Annotated in this window: 16 protein-coding genes and 1 tRNA gene; 10 read left to right on the top strand and 7 right to left on the bottom strand. The window is 71.8% G+C overall.

The window, feature by feature from the left end:
* Positions 1-187: 187 nt before the first annotated feature.
* Positions 188-859 (top strand): response regulator transcription factor, encoded by a 672-nt coding sequence (locus ACIP37_RS02845; RefSeq protein WP_363588016.1) that lies wholly within the window; start codon positions 188-190, stop codon positions 857-859.
* Positions 856-2,004: a histidine kinase gene (locus ACIP37_RS02840; RefSeq protein WP_363628010.1), complete on the top strand. Its 1,149-nt coding sequence runs from the start codon at positions 856-858 to the stop codon at positions 2,002-2,004. The genes ACIP37_RS02845 and ACIP37_RS02840 overlap by 4 nt, the downstream gene beginning before the upstream one ends.
* A 51-nt stretch (positions 2,005-2,055) precedes the next feature.
* On the opposite strand, the gene ACIP37_RS02835 is transcribed toward ACIP37_RS02840, so the two are convergent.
* A tRNA-Leu gene (locus ACIP37_RS02835) sits at positions 2,056-2,139 on the bottom strand.
* Positions 2,140-2,557: 418 nt separating this feature from the next.
* Here ACIP37_RS02835 and ACIP37_RS02830 point away from each other — a divergent pair.
* From ACIP37_RS02830 to pknB, 6 genes are all read left to right on the top strand, one after another.
* Positions 2,558-3,415 (top strand): DUF3662 and FHA domain-containing protein, encoded by an 858-nt coding sequence (locus ACIP37_RS02830; RefSeq protein WP_363587988.1) that lies wholly within the window; start codon positions 2,558-2,560, stop codon positions 3,413-3,415.
* 46 nt (positions 3,416-3,461) lie between these two features.
* Positions 3,462-4,004, top strand: coding sequence for an FHA domain-containing protein (locus ACIP37_RS02825; RefSeq protein ID WP_363619389.1), 543 nt, complete (start codon positions 3,462-3,464; stop codon positions 4,002-4,004).
* 53 nt (positions 4,005-4,057) lie between these two features.
* Complete coding sequence (locus ACIP37_RS02820; RefSeq protein WP_400804320.1) at positions 4,058-5,662, top strand: PP2C family protein-serine/threonine phosphatase; 1,605 nt, start codon at positions 4,058-4,060, stop codon at positions 5,660-5,662.
* A gap of 160 nt (positions 5,663-5,822) precedes the next feature.
* Complete coding sequence (locus ACIP37_RS02815) at positions 5,823-7,199, top strand: FtsW/RodA/SpoVE family cell cycle protein (protein WP_363588014.1); 1,377 nt, start codon at positions 5,823-5,825, stop codon at positions 7,197-7,199.
* On the top strand, positions 7,196-8,653 hold the full coding sequence (locus ACIP37_RS02810) for a penicillin-binding transpeptidase domain-containing protein (RefSeq protein ID WP_363587982.1): 1,458 nt from the start codon (positions 7,196-7,198) through the stop codon (positions 8,651-8,653). Before ACIP37_RS02815 ends, ACIP37_RS02810 begins: the two co-directional genes overlap by 4 nt.
* Before the next feature lie 260 nt (positions 8,654-8,913).
* Positions 8,914-11,052: a Stk1 family PASTA domain-containing Ser/Thr kinase gene (pknB, locus tag ACIP37_RS02805; protein ID WP_363587980.1), complete on the top strand. Its 2,139-nt coding sequence runs from the start codon at positions 8,914-8,916 to the stop codon at positions 11,050-11,052.
* 200 nt (positions 11,053-11,252) lie between these two features.
* Here the strand turns inward: pknB and ACIP37_RS02800 are convergent, their stop codons facing one another.
* The 5 genes from ACIP37_RS02800 to ACIP37_RS02780 all read right to left on the bottom strand — a co-directional run bounded on the left by ACIP37_RS02800 (position 11,253) and on the right by ACIP37_RS02780 (position 14,978).
* Positions 11,253-12,056, bottom strand: coding sequence for a class E sortase (locus tag ACIP37_RS02800; RefSeq protein ID WP_363587978.1), 804 nt, complete (start codon positions 12,054-12,056; stop codon positions 11,253-11,255).
* 37 nt (positions 12,057-12,093) lie between these two features.
* Positions 12,094-13,230: a class E sortase gene (locus tag ACIP37_RS02795; protein ID WP_400804316.1), complete on the bottom strand. Its 1,137-nt coding sequence runs from the start codon at positions 13,228-13,230 to the stop codon at positions 12,094-12,096.
* A 5-nt stretch (positions 13,231-13,235) separates the two neighbouring features.
* On the bottom strand, positions 13,236-13,907 hold the full coding sequence (locus ACIP37_RS02790) for an aminodeoxychorismate/anthranilate synthase component II (protein WP_063348449.1): 672 nt from the start codon (positions 13,905-13,907) through the stop codon (positions 13,236-13,238).
* 63 nt (positions 13,908-13,970) lie between these two features.
* Positions 13,971-14,150, bottom strand: a complete 180-nt coding sequence (locus ACIP37_RS02785; protein WP_363587974.1) for a hypothetical protein — start codon at positions 14,148-14,150, stop codon at positions 13,971-13,973.
* Positions 14,151-14,219: 69 nt separating this feature from the next.
* Complete coding sequence (locus ACIP37_RS02780) at positions 14,220-14,978, bottom strand: DUF881 domain-containing protein (RefSeq protein WP_363588012.1); 759 nt, start codon at positions 14,976-14,978, stop codon at positions 14,220-14,222.
* A gap of 175 nt (positions 14,979-15,153) precedes the next feature.
* On the opposite strand from ACIP37_RS02780, the gene crgA reads away from it, so the two are divergent.
* On the top strand, positions 15,154-15,402 hold the full coding sequence (crgA, locus tag ACIP37_RS02775) for a cell division protein CrgA (protein ID WP_350876761.1): 249 nt from the start codon (positions 15,154-15,156) through the stop codon (positions 15,400-15,402).
* Between the two features lie 334 nt (positions 15,403-15,736).
* On the opposite strand, the gene ACIP37_RS02770 is transcribed toward crgA, so the two are convergent.
* The gene (locus ACIP37_RS02770) at positions 15,737-16,582 is read right to left on the bottom strand and encodes a rhomboid family intramembrane serine protease (RefSeq protein WP_363587972.1); all 846 of its coding nucleotides are present in this window, start codon (positions 16,580-16,582) and stop codon (positions 15,737-15,739) included.
* Positions 16,583-16,775: 193 nt separating this feature from the next.
* Between ACIP37_RS02770 and ACIP37_RS02765 the strand changes: the two genes are divergently transcribed.
* Positions 16,776-17,585 (top strand): DUF5324 family protein, encoded by an 810-nt coding sequence (locus tag ACIP37_RS02765; RefSeq protein ID WP_363628008.1) that lies wholly within the window; start codon positions 16,776-16,778, stop codon positions 17,583-17,585.
* Positions 17,586-17,700: the final 115 nt, after the last annotated feature.

Below are 17,700 nucleotides of genomic sequence, written 5' to 3'. Positions count from 1 at the left end.
AGGGCAGCCAACTCCATGGTTCCCCACCCGGCCTGAGAATTGCGTGAACCGGGTAGCGGATTCCGACCCCCGCCATGTGGCGGGGGTGAGGACCGCCATCCGTTCGGCGCCCCACCCCGGCTACCCCTACCCTCGAAACGACCCGCGCGGACCGCCCGACCCCGGCCGCCAGAACCGAGGAGGCACCATCACCGACACCCGCGTGCTGATCGTGGACGACGAGATCCTGGTCCGCTCCGGCCTGGGCCTCATCGTCGGCTCCGCCCCCGACCTGGACGTCGTCGGCGACTGCTCCGGCGGCCAGGCCGAGGAGCACGTCCAGCGCCTGCGCCCGCACGTGGTGCTCCTCGACATCCGGATGCCGGACCTCGACGGCATCTCGGTGCTGCGCCGGCTGCGCGCCCTGCCGGACCCGCCCGCCGTGGCGATGCTCACCACCTTCGACAGCGACGAGTACATCGGCACCGCGCTGCGGGCCGGCGCCGCCGGCTTCCTGCTCAAGGACACCGCCCCCGAGCAGCTGGTCCACGCCGTCCGGGTGCTCGCGGCCGGCGGCAACATCCTGTCCCCGACCGTGACCCGCACCGTGATCGGCGGCTACGTGGACGGCGGCGGCCCGGACGCCGAGGCCACCTCGCTCGCCCGCACCCTCACCGGCCGGGAGCTCGACGTGCTGGCCCTGCTCGGCGAGGGACTGTCCAACGCCGAGATCGCCGACCGGCTCTTCCTCGGCACCGGCACCGTCAAGGACCACATCAGCGCGATCCTCGGCAAGCTCGGCGCGGCCAACCGGGTCCAGGCGGCGGTGCTCGCCCACCGGGCCGGGCTGGTCCGGCCGAAACCCGGCGACGGGGCATGACGGCCACCGAACAGCTGCCGTCCAGACGGCTCCCGGCCTGGTGCACCGCCCCCTGGCTGATGCTGCTGCTGCCCGCCCTCTACTCCCTCCTGGACGCCGCCCTGGTGGCCCGGAACTCCCCGTGGTGGCAGATTGCGCTCTCCACGCTGGCCGCCGTCGCCCTGCTCTGGCGCCGCCGCTTCCCGGTGGCGGCGCTGCTGCTCACCATGCCCGGCAGCTACGTCGACGACATCTGGCTGGCCCCGATCACCGCCGTCTACACGGTGGCCGCCGAGCGCCCCCGCCCGCGGATCGTCATCCCCTGCGCGACCCTGTTCACGCTGGTCGAGTTCTTCCACTGGCCGCTGTCCGAACAGACCCTCGAACTCAGCCGGGACACCGCGCTCTACGCCATCCAGTCGGTGATGCTGGCCGCCGGCCCGGCCGCCACCGGGCTGCTCGCCCGCACCCGGCGGGAGCTGGCCGCCCGGCTCGACGAGCTGACCCGCGGCCAGGAGCGGGAGAGCCGGCTGCTCGCCGAACGGGTGCTGATCAGCGAGCGCGGCCGGCTCGCCCGGGAGATGCACGACGTGGTCTCGCACCAGGTCAGCCTGATCAGCATCCAGGCCGGCGCGCTCCAGGTGAGCACCGGCGACCCGGCCGCCGCGGCCACCGCCCGCACCATCCGCGAACTGGCCGTCCGCACCCTCGACGAGCTGCGCCAGATGGTCGGGGTGCTGCGCAGCACCGCGAGCCCGCGCCCGGACGCCCCGCTCGCCCCGCAGCCCCGGCTGGCCGACCTGCCCCGGCTGATCGCGGAGAGCGGGCTGGCCGCCGACACCGAACTGAACCCCGGTGACCGCCCGTGGCCGGAGGCGGTCGAGCGGGCCGCCTACCGCACCGTCCAGGAGGCGCTCACCAACATCACCAAGTACGCCCCGGAGGCGGCGGTGCACGTGAAGGTCCGGGCGAAGGGGCGCCGACTGCGGGTCGAGGTGCGCAACGACGCGCCCCCGGTCCACCCGGACGAGATCCTGCCGGGCGGCGGCCACGGCCTGGTCGGCCTGCGCGAGCGCGCGCAGTTGCTGGGCGGCTCGCTCAGCGCCGGCCCCACCCAGGACGGCGGCTTCGAGGTCCGCGCCGAGCTGCCCGCCACCCGTTCCTGACCGGGACAACGAGAAAGCCCCGCAGATCCGTAGATCTGCGGGGCTTCGCTGTGCGCGAGGGGGGAGTTGAACCCCCACGCCCTTTCGGGCACTGGAACCTGAATCCAGCGCGTCTGCCTATTCCGCCACCCGCGCATGGGTGTCGTCTTCGTTGCCGACCGATCTTCCGAACCGCTCGGTACCATGTGGTCTTCGCGTTCCCTTGGACCGGCCTCCCTGGTGGGCGGCCCTTCCGACGTGGAAAACAGTAGCACGACCCGGGGGGCCGCTCCGAATCCGTTCTCCGGCGGGACGAAGCGCATCCGAACGGATGCACGACGAACGGGCGAGCGAGTGACGGGAGCCCATCCGGGCGGGCACACCTGGCGTGCCGTACCCGGTATGCGTCACCCTGTGTGTCCGAGCCCACCCCCGGGCACCACGCTGTCCGGGAACCGTACGGAAGGGCCCGGCGTGGATACGATCAGTACGGAAGTACCGCAAGTAGGCACGACCGACTCCCGGCGGGATCCGGTCGGCAGGCAGGCGAACGAACCCTGGAAGGGGGTGTCCCATGGGAGTGCTGAAGAAGTTCGAACAGCGGCTTGAGGGTCTCGTCAACGGCACCTTCGCCAAGGTGTTCAAGTCCGAGGTCCAGCCCGTGGAGATCGCCGGTGCGCTGCAGCGCGAGTGCGACAACAACGCGAGCATCTGGAACCGCGACCGCACCGTCGTGCCGAACGACTTCATCGTCGAGCTGAGCCCGCACGACCACGAGCGGCTCAGCCCCTACTCCGGGCAGCTGGGCGCCGAGCTGGCCGGCATGGTCCGCGAGTACGCGGAGGCCCAGCGGTACAGCTTCATGGGCCCGCTCCAGGTGAACCTGGAGAAGGCCGACGACCTGGACACCGGCCTGTACCGGGTGCGCAGCCGCACCCTGGCGGCCGAGGAGCCCCAGCAGTACGCCCCGCAGCAGTCCGGCTACGACCGCCAGCCGGCCGCGCCGGCCCCCGGCGCACCGTGGCAGCAGACCGGCGCCGGCCAGTACGGCGCGCCCCCGCCGCCGGCCGCGCCCCCGGCGATGCCCCCGGGCCCGCCCGCGACGTCCGGCGGCAACGTCCGCGCCTTCCCCGGCGCCGGCCACGGCGCCTCGGTCCGCCGCTGGATCGAGGTGAACGGCGCCCGCCACCAGATCACCGGCGCGGCCTGCGTGCTCGGCCGCTCGACCGAGGCGGACGTGCGGATCGACGACCCCGGGGTCTCCCGCAAGCACGCCGAGATCCGCCCCGGCACCCCTTCGATGGTTCTCGACCTGGGATCCACCAACGGCATCGTGGTGGACGGACAGCACACCCAGCGCGCTACGCTCCGCGACGGCTCCCGCATCGTCGTGGGCTCCACCACCATCGTCTACCGACAGGTCGAAGGGTAGTGTCCGAGTTGTTCGCGCGCCTCGCTCACCGACAGGCGGGCCGGCCATGTCAGAACTGACCCTCACGGTCATGCGGCTGGGCTTCCTGGCCGTGCTGTGGCTGTTCGTCATCGTCGCGATCCAGGTGATCCGCAGCGACCTGTTCGGGACCAAGGTGAACCCCCGCTCCTCCCGTCGCGGCGCCAACGCCGCTCCGGGCGGCGCCGCCGCCGCTCCGGCCGCGGGGCGCGCCGCACAGGCCCCGGCCGCCGGCCCCGCGGCGGGCCAGACCCAGGGCGGCGGACGCCGTCGCGGCGCCCCGACCCAGCTCGTGGTGGTGCAGGGCTCGCTGGCCGGCACCACCGTGGCGCTCCAGGGCCAGACCATCACCCTGGGCCGCGCGCACGACTCCACCATCGTGCTGGACGACGACTACGCGTCCTCCCGGCATGCCAGGATCTATCCGGATCAGACTGGGCAGTGGACGGTCGAGGATCTAGGCTCCACCAACGGCACCTATCTGGACCGGCAGCGCCTGACCGCGCCCACCCCGCTCCAGCCGGGCATGCCGATCCGTATCGGCAGGACCGTCATCGAACTGCGGAAGTAGTAGCGCATGAGGGACAGCATCCCGTCCATGACCCAGAGGGGGGCACAGGTCGCATGACCCTGGTGCTGCGCTTCGCCGCCGGCTCCCACAAGGGACTGATCCGGGAGGGGAACGAGGACTCCGGCTACGCCGGGCCGCGGCTGCTGGCCGTGGCCGACGGCATGGGCGGCGCCGCGGCCGGCGAGGTCGCGTCCTCCGAGGTGCTCGGCTCGATCGTCCGACTGGACGAGGACGTGCCGGGCGCCGACCTGCTGACCCTGCTGGGCGACGCCGTCCAGGGCGCCAACGACCGGCTCCGGCAGATGGTCGAGGAGGACCCGCAGCTGGAGGGCATGGGCTGCACGCTGACCGCCATGCTCTGGACCGGCCAGCGGATGGGCATGGTGCACGTCGGCGACTCCCGCGCCTACCTGCTGCGCGACGGCTCGCTGGTGCAGATCACCCAGGACCACACCTGGGTGCAGCGCCTGGTCGACGAGGGCCGGATCACGCCGGAGGAGGCCGAGACCCACCCGCAGCGCTCGCTGCTGATGCGGGCGCTCGACGGCCGCGGCCAGGTCGAGCCCGACCTGTCGATCCGCGAGGTCCGCGCCGGCGACCGCTACCTGATCTGCTCCGACGGCCTCTCCGGCCCGGTCAGCCACCAGACCCTCCAGGACACCCTCGGCAGCTACTACTCGCCCGAGCAGACCGTGCAGGAGCTGATCCAGCTCGCGCTGCGCGGCGGCGGTCCGGACAACATCACCTGCATCGTGGCGGACGTCATCGACGTCGGTGCCACGGACACCACGAGCGGCCAGTACAACGACGTGCCGGTGGTGGTCGGCGCGGTCGCCGACACCCCGCCGTCCTCGGCCGCCGCGGACCGCTCGATCGCCGACACCCCGGCCGGCCGCGCCGCCGGCCTCGGCCGCGCCCCGCAGGGCGCCTTCGGCCCGGCCGAGGGCTACGACGCCGCCCAGGGCGGCTTCGGCCCCGCCGAGGGCTACGAGGGCGAGTACGGCTACGGCTCCGGCGAGCCCTCGGTGTACGGCGCCGAGGAGTTCGACGAGGAGCCGCCCGCGAAGCGCAAGCGCAAGGGCCTCACCGTCTCGGTGGCCGTCCTGGTCACCCTCGGTCTGCTCGGTGGTGCCGGGTTCTTCGGCTACCAGTGGACCCAGGACCAGTACTACGTCGGCAAGCAGGGCGACCACGTCGCGGTCTACCAGGGCATCAACCAGAACCTGGCCGGCCTGAGCCTGTCCTCGGTGCACACCGCGTACAAGGACGTCGAGCTCAAGTACCTGCCGCAGGACCAGGCCGAGCACCTCAACAAGACCATCGCGGCCGACAGCCTGGGCGCCGCCACCGCGACCGTCCAGGAGCTCGACGGCTGGGTCAAGCTCTGCAAGAAGGTCGCCGACGCCCGGACCGCCCCGGCCACCCAGGCGGCGCAGGCCACCCACGCCGCGTTCCTGGCCGTCACGCCCACCCCGGGGGAGAAGACCCGCCCCCCGGCGGCTCCCACCTCCCCGACCCCGGCCACCCCGACCCCGACCGCCCCGAGCACGTCCGCCCCGGCGCCGAACGCCGCCGCGCCGAACACCGGCCCGTCGGGCGACCTGTCCGGGCTGACCGAGGAGGAGCGCAGCCGGGCCGACTCCTGCCCGAAGCAGTGACCTCCGTGATCCGACATAGGCCCGCCCCGAGCGGGGCAGCCGGCCGTCAGGGAGCGGTCACCACGTGAGCACCTACGACCTGAGCGACGACACCGGCCGGGCCGGCAGGCGCCGGACGGCCACCGACCGCGCCGCCACCCGGCGCCGGGCCAACACCACCATCTCCCTCCAGGGCGCGCCGAACCGGCGCAACACCGAGCTGGCCCTGCTGGCCTTCGCCGTCGTGCTGCCGATCCTCGCGTACGCCAACGTGGGGCTCGCGATGGACTCCACGCTGCCGAGCGGCATGGTCGGCTACGGACTCGGCATGGGCGCGCTGGCGCTGGTCGCGCACCTGCTGGTGCGCCGCTTCGCGCCGTACGCGGACCCGCTGATGCTGCCGATCGCCACCCTGCTGAACGGTCTCGGCGTGGTGATGATCTGGCGGCTCGACAAGGCCGGAAAGCTGCTGAGCGCCAACTTCCCGGCGGCCCGGAACCAGCTGATGTGGTCGGCCCTCGGGATCGGGCTGTTCATCGCCGTGATGGTGTTCCTGAAGGATCACCGGGTGCTCCAGCGCTACACCTACATCTCGATGGTGGCGGCGCTGGTCCTGCTCGCCGCGCCGGCCTTCTTCCCGGCCCGGGCGGAGGACTTCGGCGCCAAGATCTGGATCCGGATGGGCGGCTTCTCCATCCAGCCCGGCGAGTTCGCCAAGATCATCCTGACGGTGTTCTTCGCCGGCTACCTGATGGTCAAGCGCGACGCCCTCGCACTGGCCAGCCGCCGCTTCATGGGCCTGTACCTGCCACGCGGGCGCGACCTCGGCCCGATCATCGTGATCTGGCTGCTCAGCCTGCTGATCCTGGTCTTCGAGAACGACCTCGGCACGTCCTTCCTGTTCTTCGGCCTGTTCGTGGTGATGCTCTACGTCGCCACCGAGCGGACCAGCTGGATCCTGTTCGGCCTGCTGATGTCGATCGGCGGCGCGGTCGCGGTCGCCATGACCACCAGCCACGTCAAGGTCCGCATCGACGCCTGGCTCGACCCGATGGCCGCCTTCGGAGCACACCCGCCCAAGGGCGCCACCGAGCAGATCGGCCAGTCGCTGATGGCGCTCGGCTCCGGCGGGGTGACCGGCTCGGGCCTCGGCCAGGGCCGCTCCTGGCTGATCAACTTCGCCGCGAAGAGCGACTTCATCCTGGGCTCGTTCGGCGAGGAACTCGGGCTGACCGGCCTGATGGCGATCTTCCTGCTGTACGCCCTGCTGGTGCAGCGCGGCCTGCGCACCGCCCTCGCGGCCCGCGACCCGTTCGGCAAGCTGTTCGCCGTCGGGCTCTCGTCGGCGATGGCGCTGCAGGTCTTCGTCGTGGCCGGCGGGGTCACCGGGCTGATCCCGCTCACCGGTATGACCATGCCGTTCCTCGCCCAGGGCGGGTCGTCCGTGGTCGCCAACTGGGCGCTGGTCGCGATCCTGCTGAAGATCAGCGACAGCGCCCGCCGACCCGGGGTCGAAGCGACCCCGGCCACCGAGGGCCAGGGAGGACCCGCTCGATGAACAAGCCGATCCGCCGGGTCTCGATCTTCTGCCTCGTCCTGATCCTGGCCCTGATGGTGCGCACCAACTGGGTGCAGGGTGTCCAGGCCGATGCCTGGGCCACCAACAAGAACAACAAGCGCCAGCAGTACGACCGGTACGCGCACCCGCGCGGCAACATCATCGTCGGCGGCCAGCCGGTCACGAAGTCCGACTTCGTCAACGGCCTGCGCTACAAGTACAAGCGATCCTGGGTCGACGGCCCGATGTACGCCCCGGTCACCGGCTACTCCTCCCAGGTCTTCGGCTCCAGCCAGCTGGAGAACCTGGAGGACGGCATCCTCTCCGGCACCGACGACCGGCTGTTCTTCCGCAACACCCTGGACATGCTGACCGGCGAGCAGCAGCGCGGCGGCGACGTCGTCACCACGATCAACGCGAAGGCCCAGAAGGCCGCCTGGGACGGCCTGGGGGACAAGAAGGGCGCCGCCGTCGCGATCGACCCGAAGACCGGCGCGATCCTGGCGCTGGTCTCCACCCCGTCCTACGACCCGGGCACCATCGCCGGCAGCGAGAGCGGCGACTCCAAGGCCTGGACGGACCTCAACGCCGACCCCAACAAGCCGATGCTCAACCGGGCGCTGAAGGAGACCTATCCGCCCGGCTCCACGTTCAAGCTGGTGACCGCGACCGCCGCGTTCGAGAACGGCCTGTACCAGAACATCGACGACCAGACCGCGACGCCGGACCCGTACACCCTGCCGGGCACCCAGACGGTGCTGAACAACGAGTCGCCGCTCGAGAAGTGCGGGAACGCCACGGTCAAGTCGGGGATGGACCAGTCCTGCAACACGGTCTACGCCAAGATGGGCGCGGACCTCGGCAAGGACAAGATGCGGGCGCAGGCCGAGAAGTTCGGCTTCAACAGCACCATCGACACCCCGGTCCGTTCCGAGAAGAGCATCTTCCCGAACAGCGCGAGCCTGGATGGCACCGCGCAGGACTCGATCGGCCAGCACGACACCCGCGCCACCCCGCTGCAGATGGCCATGGTGTCCGCCGCGATCGCCAACAACGGCAGCCTGATGCAGCCGTACCTGGTCGACCAGGAGCGCTCGGCCTCGCTGACCACCATCTCCAAGCACACCGAGAAGCAGTTCTCCCAGGCGATGAGCCCGGCCACCGCGCAGAAGATGCAGGACCTGATGGTCTCGGTGGTGGAGAACGGCACCGGCAAGAACGCCAAGATCCCCGGCCTCCAGGTCGGCGGCAAGACCGGTACCGCGCAGCACGGCGAGGACAACGCCGGGCTGCCGTTCGCCTGGTTCACCTCCTGGGCCAAGACCACCGACGGCCAGTCCGTCGCGGTCGCGGTCGTGGTCGAGGACGGCTCCAACAATCGCGACGGCATCAGCGGCGGCCGGCTGGCCGCCCCGATCGCCAAGGCGGTGATGCAGGCCGTCCTCGGCAAGTGAGGAGGAGGCCCGGCCGTGAGTGGAAAGTCACGATCGACACCCCGTCCGGTATACCGGTCTGATATCGGCCGACGGCCGACTCCGGTCCGATGCGGTGCGACCGGTAGCGTATCCGCCAGCAGCGGGTGTGCCCGTTGCCGCCCGCGAGACGGCGCACGGCCCGGCCGGAGAACCGGTCGAGACCCGCTCGGCGTCACCCAGAGCGTGCGGGGACACCTACGTCACAACCTCGCCGGCAGGTGAGGGAGAGGGTCGGAACTATGGAAGAGCCTCGTCGCCTAGGCGGCAGGTACGAGCTCGGCGGCGTCCTCGGACGCGGCGGCATGGCCGAGGTGTACCTCGCCCATGACACCCGGCTCGGCCGTTCCGTCGCAGTGAAGACGCTCCGGGCCGACATGGCCCGGGATCCGTCGTTCCAGGCCCGCTTCCGCCGCGAGGCGCAGTCCGCGGCGTCCCTGAACCACCCCGCGATCGTCGCCGTGTACGACACCGGCGAGGACTACATCGACAACATCTCCATCCCGTACATCGTGATGGAGTACGTCGAGGGGTCCACCCTGCGCGAGCTGCTGCACTCCGGCCGACGGCTGCTGCCCGAGCGCGCGCTGGAGATGACCATCGGCATCCTGCAAGCGCTGGAGTACTCGCACCGCGCCGGCATCGTGCACCGCGACATCAAGCCGGCCAACGTGATGCTGACCCGGCAGGGCAACGTCAAGGTCATGGACTTCGGCATCGCCCGCGCGATGGGCGACGCCGGGATGACCATGACCCAGACCTCGGCCGTCATCGGCACCGCCCAGTACCTCTCCCCCGAGCAGGCCAAGGGCGAGCAGGTCGACGCCCGCTCCGACCTCTACTCCACCGGCTGCCTGCTCTACGAACTGCTGACCGTCCGCCCGCCGTTCGTCGGCGACTCCCCGGTCGCGGTGGCCTACCAGCACGTCCGGGAGGAGGCGCAGCCGCCGTCCGTCTTCGATCCCGAGGTCCGCCCCGAGATCGACGCGATCGTGCTGAAGGCGCTCGCCAAGGAGCGCGACTACCGCTACCAGAGCGCCGACGAGATGCGCGACGACATCGAGCGCTTCCTCGACGGCCTGCCGGTGGCCGCCGCCCAGCAGGCCGCCGCGTACGGCATGGGCGCCGGGTACGGCTACGACCAGAACGGCTACCCGCAGCAGCACGACCCGTACGGCCAGACCAACGTGCTGCCGCAGCAGCCCGGCGGCGGCCCGACCACCGTCCTGCCGCAGGCCGGCGCGCAGCCCGGCTACGGCCCGCAGGGCGGCTACCAGGACGACGGCTACGGCCAGGCCTACGCCGACGGCCCGGCGGGCGGCGGCCACGACGACGGCTACGGCCGGGACGGCGGCCGGCGCGGCGAGCAGCCGCCGAAGAAGAGCAACACCTCCTGGATCGTGCTGGCGGTCGCCGCCGTGCTGGTCCTGGTCGGCACCTTCTTCGTGGCCCAGGCCATGTTCAACGGCAACGGCGGCGGCACCACGGAGACCCCGAAGGTCGCCGTGCCGAACCTGGTCGGCAAGAGCCTGGCGGATGCCAAGACGGCCGCGGCCGCGGCCGGTCCCAAGCTCGTGGTGGCCGAGGGCGACAAGCTCGCCTGCCCGGACGCCAACATCAAGAAGGACCAGGTCTGCACCCAGAACCCGGCCGTCGGCGGCCAGGTCGCGGAGAACAGCACCATCACCGTGCAGCTCTCCTCCGGCCCGGCCAAGGCCCCCCTGCCGAACGTGGTCGGCAAGACCAAGGACCAGGCGACCAAGGCGCTCGGCGACGCCGGCTTCACCAACGTCACCACCGAGTACAAGGACGACGACACCGCTCCGCAGGAGAACGTCACCGCCCAGGACCCGGCGGCGGGCACCGCCGGCGACCCGACCGCGCCGGTCAAGCTGACCGTCTCGCAGGGCAAGTCGAAGGTGACCGTGCCGAACGTGGGCGGCGCGCAGAAGGAGGTGGCGCAGGCCCAGCTGGAGGGCCTGGGCTTCCAGGTCGACGCCTCGAAGACGGTGCAGACCACCGACCAGAGCAAGGCGAACACCGTCGCCGCGCAGTCGGTCCAGGCCAACACCAAGGTCCCGGCCAACACGAAGATCACGCTGACGATCTTCAAGATGCAGGACAAGCCCCAGGTCCCGCCGCTGCAGAACGTCAAGCTGTCGGACGCCATCTCGCAGCTGAGCAAGGTCGGGCTGCTCTACACGGTGGTGTCCGGTCCGTCGGACCCGAACGCCATCGTCGTGAGCACCAACCCGGCCGCCGGCACCCAGCTGGACCCGAACACCCAGGTGATGCTCATCACGAAGCCGGCCGATCCGCCCAAAGGGGGTGACCCCCTCTCCCCCTCACCCTCCAACACCAAAGGGGGGAACAACAACTAAGCCCTGGTTCCCCTGGATCTGAGGCTTGGTGGGAGTTGTCCGGCCGTACGCCCGAGGGCCCGTCGCAGCGGTTGCGACGGGCCCTCGGGCGTTCTCGGTGCCGGGCGTTCTCGATGCCGGGCGTTCTCGGTGCCGGGCTACCGCAACCGGACCGCGGGTTCCAGGCCGCAGCAGCCGGACCTCAGCAGCGGCCGGCGGGCTCAGGGCTGACGCAGCTCCGGCGGCGGGGTGCGCTTGGCGTCCACGTCGTCCACCCGCACCAGGCTCCCCCAGACCGCCATCCGGTAGCGCGAGGTGTACACCGGCGTGCAGGTGGTCAGCGTGATGTACCGGCCGGGGCCGGTGTAGCCGGAGCCGACCGGGACGGGCGCGACGATGCCGGTGTCGTACTTGGACGTCTCCGGCAGGGTGCTGTCGACCCGGTAGACGTACCACTTGTCCTTGGTCTCGACGACGACCGCGGCGCCCTTGTGCACCGCGTCCAGGTCGTGGAACTTGGCGCCGTGGCCGTCCCGGTGGGCGGCCAGCGCGAAGTTGCCGGCCTGGTCCCAGGGCATCGCGGCGCGGTAGGGCTGCTCGTACACCCCCGCCACGCCCTCGGCCAGGGTGTCGCTGTCGGTGCCCATCCGGATCAGCACCTGGTAGTCCCGGCCCATCGCCGGGACGTGCAGGAAGCCGACCGCGTCCCCGGCCGCGAACGGCGCGGCGGGGGCGGACGTCCCGCCGGGGGCCGCCGAGGGGGTACCGGTCGGGCTCGCGGCCCAGGTGTCGCGCAGCCGGTCGGAGGCCGCAGCCGCCGAGCGGTCGGCCTCGACGTTGGTCCACCACAGCGAGTAGGCCACGAACAGGCCGAGCACCAGTCCCAGGGTGATCAGCAGCTCGCCGAAGACGCCGAGCGCGGCCAGCGCCCGACTGCGACCGCGCCGGGCGGGCGCGGGGCCGGCCTCGGGCGGCGGGAAGGCCTCCTCCCGCGGCTCGGCCGACTGCGCGGTCTCGTCCGTCATCTCCGGTGCTCCCCCTTCGTGCCGGGTGCCCGGGCGGTCACCCGCCCGTGATCGCGGCCGGCTTGCCTTGGCTGCGCGGCCGTTCCTCGGTCATCTTGCCAAAGACGATGAGGCGGAACTTGGAGGTGAACTCCGGGGTGCAGGTGGTCAGCGTGATGTACCGGCCGGCGCCCGCGTAACCGGCGCCGTTGGGGACGGGCTTGATCACGCTCACGTTGTTGGGAGAGGTCTCCGGGATGCTGCTGGTGACCTCGTACGTGTAGTACGAGGTGGCGGTCTCCACCACGATCTTGTCGCCCTTGCCGAGCTGGTTGATGTACCGGAACGGCTCGCCGTGGGTGTTGCGGTGCGCGGCCAGCGCGAAGTTGCCCGCCTTGTCGGCCGGCATCCCGGTGCCGGTGTAGTGGCCGACCAGGCCCTTGTCGAGCACCGCCGGCTTGGAGGTGCCCTCGGCGATCGGGAACTTCAGCCCCAGCTTGGGCAGGTAGATGATGGCGAAGCCCTTGCCGGGCTCGAACGACTCCGGCTTGGCCGGGTCCGGAGCCGGCTGCCCGGGCTTCGGCGGCGCCAGGGCGGCGTCGAACTGCTGCTCCAGCCGGTTGCGGGCGCCGTCGGCGGCCGCGTCGGCCTGCACGTTGGTCCACCAGAGCTGGTACGAGACGAAGAGCAGCATCACCACGCCGAGCGTGATGCACAGCTCCCCGACGAGCCGCGCGGCCACCACGACCGCGGACTCCTTGGGCCGCGCCTTCGCCCCGGCGCCCCGGCCGCTCGCCCGGCGCCGACCGACGCCCGCGCGCACGGAGGTCCGGCCCTGGGCGGCCCTGCGGCGCTCGGCCCGGCCACCGGTGGGCGGGGCCGGTTCCACGGCCGGCCCGCCGATGTCGAGGGGCAGGCGCAGCTGGAGCGTCTGGTCGGGCAGCCACGGGTACTCGGGGCCGGACGCGGCGGGCTGCTCGGCCTGCTCGTACACGCCCCAGGCGTCCTCGGCGGCGCCCTGTCCGGGCTGCGCCGGGTACGGCTGCGGGTACGCCGCCGCGTCACCGTGGTGCTGCCCGTCGCCGTACCGGCCGTCCCCGTACGGACCGCCGCCGTACTGCGCGCCGCCGTACGGCTGTCCGTCGCCCGGGCCCGCCTCCGGCTGGTAACGCCCCTCCGGACGCAGCGCGGTCACGCCGCTCAGCCCCGGCCGATCACCGGGGCGAGCCCGGCCGACCGGTCCACGGCCTGCGGGTAGCCGCACTCCGCCAGCCAGTTGGCGAGCATCCGGTGCCCGCCCTCGGTGAGCACCGACTCGGGGTGGAACTGCACGCCCTCGACGGGCAGTTCGCGGTGCCGCAGGCCCATGATCACGCCGCTGTCGGTGCGCGCGGTGACCACCAGTTCGTCCGGCACGGTGGCCGGTTCGACCGCCAGCGAGTGGTACCGGGTGGCGGTCAGCGGCGAGGGCAGTCCCTCGAACACCCCGCCGTCCTCGTGCTCGACCGGCGAGGTCTTGCCGTGCAGCAGTTCCGGTGCCCGGTCGACCACCGCGCCGTACGCGACCGCGATCGACTGCAGGCCCAGGCAGACGCCGAACACCGGCAGCCCGATCCCCGCGCAGTGGTGCACCATCCCGATGCAGACCCCGGCCTCCTCCGGCGCCCCGGGCCCGGGGGAGAGCAGCACCCCGTCGAAACCCTGGTCGTCCTCGCCGCCGGACCGGCGGACGGCGTGCTCGACGGTCACCTCGTCGTTGCGCACCACCTCGCAGGTGGCACCGAGCTGGTACAGGTACTGGACCAGGTTGAAGACGAAGCTGTCGTAGTTGTCCACGACCAGGATGCGGGGCGCGGTCGGCTGGGTGGTCATTCTCGCGTGGTCTCCGTGGGATGCGGGGCGGGGTCGGCAGGGTGGAGGAGCAGGGCCGCCGGTTCAGCCGGCCGCGGCACCTTCGCCGCCGTCCACTGTGACGTCACCGAAGGGGAGCAACGGTTCCGCCCACGGGAAGACGTAGGTGAAGAGGAGATAGACGATCCCCACGATGAGGAGCAGCGAGATGACGGCGCGGACCAGGGTGTTTCCCGGGAGGTGACGCCAGATCCAGCCGTACATGGTGCTCCCTCGACGTAGCGGACTGGGGTCAAGAGTAGACCCGGGATCAACGACCGCGGGGCCGGTCCGCTACTGCTGCCCGCCCGCCGACCGCAGCTCGGTGGTGCCGGAGTATCCGGGGAGGTTCAGATCACCGCTCTCCTGGACCTTCCAGCCGAGTCCGTACGCCTGGACGTACTGGAGGTAGTTGCGGATCGTCGGGTCGCCGTCGACGGCGGCCTTCAGCGCATCGGTGCGGCCGACCGCCCGGACCACGTACGGCGGCGAGTAGACCCGGCCCTGGAGCAGCAGGGTGTTGCCGACGCAGCGGACGGCGCTGGTGGAGATCAGCCGCTGGTCCATCACCTGCACGCCCTCGGCGCCGCCCCGCCACAGCGCGTTGACCACGGCCTGGATGTCCTGCTGGTGGATGACCAGGTCGTTGACGCCGGGCTCGGGGACGCCCGGGATGCGGGCGGTGGCGTTCGGCGGGGCGTCGTTGAGGGTGACGGTCAGGCCGCCGCCCTGCAGCGGCTCCAGGGCCGCGCCGAGCCGCAGGCCGTCCAGCCGGGCGGCGTCGGCGGGGTTGCCGCCCTGCTGCCCGGTGAGCTCCTGCGCGCGGGCCTGGAGGTCGGCCAGCTGGGCCTGGGCCTGCTGGTTCTGCGAGCTGCGCTGGCGTATCACGTCGCCGAGGCTCAGCAGCGAGTTGTCCGTCCGCAGGTCGGTGCCGCGGGCGGTCTGCGCGCTGATGTAGAAGAGCAGTCCGGCGAGCGCGAAGACCGCACAGGTCAGGGCACGCCCGACAATTCGGGTGCCGGAGCGGCGGGTAGTGGTCGGCCGAGGGGGAATCGACAAATTAGGCACCGTACCCTTATCTCCTTAAGACCCACCGAGCCACTACGCTAACGGACGCCGGTGGCGCGTGCGGGAACGGTCCCGTGCGTTCCGCACCGCCCGTCACCGGCCGACCGACCCCCGCTGCACCTCTGCGCGGTCTCACAGCGCATCGACAGGAGAGCTCCTCGTGCCGAAGTCTCGACTCCGCAAGAAGTCCGACTACACCCCGCCGACCACGGCCGCGGTGAAGATCAGTTCGGGCCGCAGTTGGGTCGCACCGCTGATGCTGGCACTGTTCCTGATCGGCCTGGTCTGGATCGTCACCTATTACGTGACCAGCGGCAGCTACCCGGTCGAGAGCTGGCGGAACTGGAACATCCTGGTCGGTTTCGGCTTCATCGCCGCGGGGTTCGGCGTCTCCACCCAGTGGAAGTGACCTCCCGCTCCTCCTGAGGCTCCGGTCGAGCCACCTCCGCCGCTTCGGACCGCTGGTGCCGGGCGGCGGTCAGGCATGCCCGGACACGGGCGGGAAACCGGTCGGTTATCCCCATCATCAGACTGTCCTGCTTATCCACATGGTTATCCACACTGGGGAAAAGTCTCCCCAGCCTGTGGATAACTTTTCGGCCGCGGGCTTTCCACAGCTGTGCACAACTTCCCGAAAGTGGGAAAACCGCACAGCAGGACACGCGTAGAACAGCAGTCCACACCCCGGGCGGCACACAGCCTGTGCACAACCCCGCACCCGCTGTGGACAAACGCCCTCGGCGTCACGCGCCGTAGCGGGCCATCCCGATCATCAGCATCGCCGCCACCACGGCCAGCGACCCCGCCAACGCCAGCCCCTGGACCAGGCCGCGGCGCTCGCGCGGGGCGTACATCAGACCGGCCGCCGTCAGCGCGCCCACCACCAGGCCGCCGATGTGCGCCCGCCAGTCGATGTTCGTCCGCGAGAAGGTGACGACCAGGTTGAAGACCAGGAACGCCATCACCGGGCCGAGCGGGCCCCGGTTCCGCAGCTGCATCACCACCGTGGCGCCGATCAGCCCGAAGATCGCGCCCGAGGCCCCCACCGACCGCAGCGCGTTGCCGTCGATCAGGAAGGCCAGGGTGCTGCCTCCCAGGCCGGAGAGCAGGTAGAGGGCCAGGAAGCGCAGCCGGCCGAGTGCCGTCTCCAGTGCGGGACCGAGCCAGTACAGGACCACCATGTTCATCCCGATGTGCCACCACTGCAGGTGCAGGAACACCGAGGTCAGCAGCCGGTACCACTGGGAGGGCCCGGCGGCGACACCGTCCGGACCGCCCAGGATGGCCCGCCCGGCGCTGTACAGTTCCCAGACCTGGCCCAGCCGCGGCGTGAGCACGTAGGCGGCCAGCACGAAGACGACCACGTTGATGCCGATCAGCACCCTGGTGACCAGCCCGCCGTCCTGGGCGATCGCCCCGCCGAACCGGGTGGTCGCCCGCCGCGTCCCGGCATGCCCGCCGCCGACGCACTCCGGGCACTGGAAGCCCACCGAGGCGGTCACCATGCACTGCGGGCAGATCGCCCGCTCGCAGCGGGTGCAGGAGACGCCGGTGGCCGTCTGCGGATGCCGGTAGCAGCCGGTCAGCATGAGGTTCTTCCCCTCCCGTACGGGACGCCGAAATCGCCAGCCTACTGCGGCGGATCCGACATCGGGCCCGCTCCCCGGCTCCTTCCGCACCCCGCGTACGGCCCACTCCGACATGCCGGTGGACAAATCAGCATGCATGATCAGCATTCAGGTGGATATGTGCATAAAGGACGCCACCCAGGAGGAGAGACTCGTGACCTTTTCGGACTCGGCTCGTGAGACGGCCACCAAGACCCGGGACACCGCCGCGCACCTCGCGGACGGCGCCAAGCAGCGCCTCGGCCCGGCCCTGGACACCTTCGGGCCGAAAGCCGCCCAGGCCGCCCAGAGCCTCCGCGTCCAGTACGACCGGCACATCGCCCCGCAGTTCGGTCACGCCTTCGCCAGTCTGCCGCCCGAAGCCCAGCAGAACGCCCTGAAGGCCTTCCACCGCGCCCAGGAGGCCGCTCTGGCAGCCCGGCTCTCCGCCGCCCGCGCCGCCGACCAGGCCCGCTCCACGGTCGGCCCCAGGGTCGCCCAGGCCGTCGAGGAGGCCCGCGCCGCCGTCACCCCGGTCGCCCAGGAGGCCCAGACCCGGGGCGCCGCCGCGCTGACCGCGCTGCACGGCAACGTCACCTCGGCCGAGATCAGCCACCTCGCCGCCCGCAACGCCCGGAGGAAGCGGTGCAACGGCCTGGCCACCGGCCTCGCCGTGGCCGGTGCGCTGGCGATCGGCGGCGGGATCGTGGCCTGGCAGTGGTGGCGCCGGCACAGCAACCCGGAGTGGCTGGTCGAACCCCCGACCGACCGGGCCGAGCAACCCGCCGGGGCGCACGCCGCCGGCGCGACGACCCCCGGGTCGGTCGACGCGGCCGGCGCCCCGCAGAGCGCCCCGGCCGCTCCCGGCGGGCCCCGGGCCGGGGACGCGGCCACCGAGCCCGCTCCGCCGCCCGGCCGGCCCGACAACGACGGCGACGGCGACGGCGGCCACCCCAGGCCGCACGACCCGCGCGGGCCGCACTGACCCGTCGCCCGGCCCTCAGGGCGTGTCGGACACGCCCTGAGGACGCGGAAACGCCGATCGGCCGCTGACCGGGATTCAGGTCAGCGGCCGATCGGCGTCACGACTGCGATGAGCT

The sequence above is a fragment of the Kitasatospora sp. NPDC088861 genome (assembly GCF_044750105.1).
Classification (GTDB): Bacteria; Actinomycetota; Actinomycetes; order Streptomycetales; family Streptomycetaceae; genus Kitasatospora.
Note: the sequence above shows the minus strand (reverse complement) of the source record. Positions and strands in the feature narration are given on the sequence as shown.